This window comes from Streptomyces sp. NPDC001920, assembly GCF_053594495.1.
This window is the reverse complement of record NZ_JBSFEP010000054.1, coordinates 1-1,822: the sequence shown is the minus strand read 5'-3', so window position 1 is coordinate 1,822 and position 1,822 is coordinate 1. Positions and strand designations below refer to the sequence as shown.

1 rRNA gene is annotated in these 1,822 nt (G+C 57.4%); it reads right to left on the bottom strand.

Annotated features, from left to right (window positions below):
- A 23S ribosomal RNA gene (locus tag ACWCPI_RS38890) occupies positions 1–1,822 on the bottom strand; the annotation flags it as partial.

The window sequence follows — 1,822 nt, the reverse complement described above, 5'->3', positions numbered from 1 at the left end:
GGACAAGCCCTCGGCCTATTAGTACCGGTCACCTCCACACGTTACCGTGCTTCCAGATCCGGCCTATCAACCCAGTCGTCTACTGGGAGCCTTACCCCATCAAGTGGGTGGGAGTCCTCATCTCGAAGCAGGCTTCCCGCTTAGATGCTTTCAGCGGTTATCCCTCCCGAACGTAGCCAACCAGCCATGCCCTTGGCAGAACAACTGGCACACCAGAGGTTCGTCCGTCCCGGTCCTCTCGTACTAGGGACAGCCCTTCTCAAGACTCCTACGCGCACAGCGGATAGGGACCGAACTGTCTCACGACGTTCTAAACCCAGCTCGCGTACCGCTTTAATGGGCGAACAGCCCAACCCTTGGGACCGACTCCAGCCCCAGGATGCGACGAGCCGACATCGAGGTGCCAAACCATCCCGTCGATATGGACTCTTGGGGAAGATCAGCCTGTTATCCCCGGGGTACCTTTTATCCGTTGAGCGACGGCGCTTCCACAAGCCACCGCCGGATCACTAGTCCCGACTTTCGTCCCTGCTCGACCCGTCGGTCTCACAGTCAAGCTCCCTTGTGCACTTACACTCAACACCTGATTGCCAACCAGGCTGAGGGAACCTTTGGGCGCCTCCGTTACCCTTTAGGAGGCAACCGCCCCAGTTAAACTACCCATCAGACACTGTCCCTGATCCGGATCACGGACCCAGGTTAGACATCCAGCACGACCAGAGTGGTATTTCAACGGCGACTCCACGAACACTGGCGTGCCCGCTTCAAAGTCTCCCACCTATCCTACACAAGCCGAACCGAACACCAATATCAAACTGTAGTAAAGGTCCCGGGGTCTTTCCGTCCTGCTGCGCGAAACGAGCATCTTTACTCGTAGTGCAATTTCACCGGGCCTATGGTTGAGACAGTCGAGAAGTCGTTACGCCATTCGTGCAGGTCGGAACTTACCCGACAAGGAATTTCGCTACCTTAGGATGGTTATAGTTACCACCGCCGTTTACTGGCGCTTAAGTTCTCAGCTTCGCCCCACCGAAATGGAGCTAACCGGTCCCCTTAACGTTCCAGCACCGGGCAGGCGTCAGTCCGTATACATCGCCTTACGGCTTCGCACGGACCTGTGTTTTTAGTAAACAGTCGCTTCTCGCTGGTCTCTGCGGCCACCCCCAGCTCACCGTGTAAAACGGATCACCAGGTGTGGCCCCCCTTCTCCCGAAGTTACGGGGGCATTTTGCCGAGTTCCTTAACCATAGTTCACCCGAACGCCTCGGTATTCTCTACCTGACCACCTGAGTCGGTTTAGGGTACGGGCCGCCATGAAACTCGCTAGAGGCTTTTCTCGACAGCATAGGATCATCCACTTCACCACAATCGGCTCGGCATCAGGTCTCAGCCGTATGCAAGGCGGATTTGCCTACCTTGCGGCCTACACCCTTACCCCGGGACAACCACCGCCCGGGATGGACTACCTTCCTGCGTCACCCCATCACTCACCTACTAACCGCTTGGTCCGGCGGCTCCACCACTCCCCTTTGCCCGAAGGCTCCGGGGCGGCTTCACGGCCTTAGCATCACGATGCTCGATGTTTGACGCTTCACAGCGGGTACCGGAATATCAACCGGTTATCCATCGACTACGCCTGTCGGCCTCGCCTTAGGTCCCGACTTACCCTGGGCAGATCAGCTTGACCCAGGAACCCTTAGTCAATCGGCGCACACGTTTCTCACGTGTGAATCGCTACTCATGCCTGCATTCTCACTCGTGAACCGTCCACAACTACCTTCCGGTGCTGCTTCACCCGGCACACGACGCTCCCCTACCCATC